Origin of the sequence: Geminicoccus sp. (assembly GCF_035556675.1) — a bacterium.
Classification (GTDB): Bacteria; Pseudomonadota; Alphaproteobacteria; order Geminicoccales; family Geminicoccaceae; genus Geminicoccus.
In genome coordinates, this window is the sequence record NZ_DATMFZ010000092.1 from 1 (window position 1) to 2,395 (window position 2,395).

Annotated in this window: 1 protein-coding gene and 1 pseudogene; both read left to right on the forward strand. The window is 71.2% G+C overall.

Annotated elements, in window-relative coordinates; genetic code table 11:
• Window positions 1–825: pseudogene (locus tag VNS22_RS07330) on the forward strand (carbohydrate ABC transporter substrate-binding protein); the annotation flags it as partial.
• A 152-nt stretch (window positions 826–977) separates the two neighbouring features.
• Window positions 978–2,395: hypothetical protein (locus tag VNS22_RS07335; protein ID WP_325731091.1), on the forward strand; the 1,418-nt coding region annotated here is incomplete at its 3' end.

A 2,395-nucleotide genomic window follows, 5' to 3' on the forward strand; every position in this document is an offset into this window, starting at 1 on the left:
CCAGAAATACATCGACTGGCTGAAGGCCTACGCCCCGGCGGAAGCCCAGGGCATGACCTTCTCCGAGGCGGGTCCCGTCCCGAGCCAGGGTGCGATCGCCCAGCAGATCTTCTGGTACACCGCCTTCACCGCCGCCTCGGCCAAGGAAGGCCTGCCGGTGATGAACGCCGACGGCACGCCCAAGTGGCGCATGGCGCCCTCGCCGCACGGGCCTACTGGAAGGAGGGCATGAAGCTCGGCTACCAGGACGTCGGCAGCTGGACGCTGATGACCTCGACCCCGGCCGACCGGCGCAAGGCCGCCTGGCTGTACGCGCAGTTCTGCGTCGCCAAGACCACCTCGCTCAAGAAGACCCATGTCGGCCTGACGCCGATCCGCGACAGCGACGTCCGCCACGCGAGCTTCACCGAGCGGGCGCCCAAGCTGGGCGGCCTGATCGAGTTCTACCGCAGCCCGGCGCGCGTCGCCTGGTCGCCCACCGGCAACAACGTGCCGGACTACCCCAAGCTCGCCCAGCTCTGGTGGGCCAACATCGCCGAGGCGGTCGGCGGTGAGAAGACCGCCCAGGAGGCCATGGACAACCTGGCCAAGCAGCAGGACGACGTGCTGCGCCGCCTGGAGCGCGCCGGCATCGGCGGCGAATGCGCGCCGAAGCTCAATCCGGAGGTGGACCCGGAGGAGTGGTACAAGAAGGCCGACGCGACCGGCGGCGAGCCCAAGCGCAAGCTGGCGAACGAGAAGCCGCAGGGTGTCACGGTCAATTACGACCTGCTCCTGCAGGCCTGGGAGGACAACAAGGTGATGCCCGACAACATCAAGGGTTGAGCCCGCGACCCCCTGAAGCCGGGCGCTCCCTGGGCGCCCGGCTTCGTCCGGACCCGCCGTTTCCGAAGAACCATAACCAGCAATTCATAATCTACAGTTGACAAGCCGCCCTCGCGCTCGACCAAACTGCGGCAGCATTGGACAGTTGGGCGATGATGATCATATCCGCCGAACCTGGGCCGGGTCAGTCCCAGCACGAGCTTTCGTCCGCCGATGTCCCTGCCCGCTTCCTGACCATCGTCGAGCCGATGCCGGGTGCCCTGGATCTGGCCGAGCGCGTCCTCGCCCATCGGCCGGACCGCTCCGGCATCGCGTGGCTGCTGGTGGTGCCCCCGCCCGCCGACGAGCCGAGCGGCAGGGGTCTGCGGGGGCAGGCTGGACCTGCCGGGCGGACGATCCCGGCGGAGCGGATCACCCGGCTGGCCGATCCCGCCCAGATCGTCCGGGAAGACGACCACTGGCGGCATCTGCCGCAGGGCCGCCCGCCTTCCAGGGCGTCGGCCGCCGGGCTGGCCCTGGGGCCGGCGGACCGGATCGCCCACCTCCTGCTGGGCGAAGGCACCGAGCGCGGCAGCCCGCTCGCCGACGGCATCCGGGCCGCAGGCGGCCTCTGTGCCCGCGGCGACGGCACATCGGTCGAACTGGACGGACCGGACGGGCTGCGCCTGAGCATGCCGACCACCAGGCTGCCGGGCTGGCTCGCCGATTTCTGGACCGCGCGGCTGGGCGGCCGCCAGGGACTGGCCGAGCCCGGCACTCCCTGGACGGGCGAGCTGCTGGAGCGGCTGACCGCCGGCACCGCCGCCTGCCTGATCGATCCGCACGACCGGATCCTGCCGCTCCACGGCACCCATCCGCTGCTGGTCCAGGCACAGGGTCCGGAATCTCGGCTGGGCGCGCTGCCCCCGGCGATGCAGTCGCCGGTGCGCGAGACCCTCCAGGCCGCCCGGGCGGGTTCCGCACCTCAGCGGCTGCTCCATCTGCCGTTCGACGTGGCACGCGGGCTGACCTGCCTGGTCGACTTGATGTTCCTGCCGCTGGAATCGCCCGAGCAGGACTCGCCTCACGTCCTGGTGCTGGCCGGCCCCTCCCGGCCGCTGCAGGGCCCGATCCGGCCGGGCCCGAGCCCGGTCGATCCCGCCGCGGACCGCACATCGGTGCTGGCCAGCCAGCTCAGCGCCTCGCGCCTGCACCTCAAGGCCGCGGTGGAGCGGCTGGAACTCGGCAACGAACGCCTCCAGGTGGCGTTCGACGACCTGAAGCAGGCCCATGGCGAGCTGGAGGCCTATGCGGCCGACCTGAAGGCGCTGACCGAGGAACTCGTGCGGGTGGACAGCGCCCATCGCCAGAAGATCGCTGAGCTGGAGCAGCTGACCGACGACATCACGAGCCTGCTGGATTCGATCGATGTCGGGGTGGTGTTCGTCGACCGCGACGTGCGGGTCCGGCGCTGCGCGCCGATCGCCGGGCGCATGCTGCGGCTGGACGGCCCAGCCGAAGGGCGCCCCCTCGACGAGGTGATCGCCGGCCTCGGCAGCCGCGAGCTGGGGCCCTTGATCCTGCGCACCCT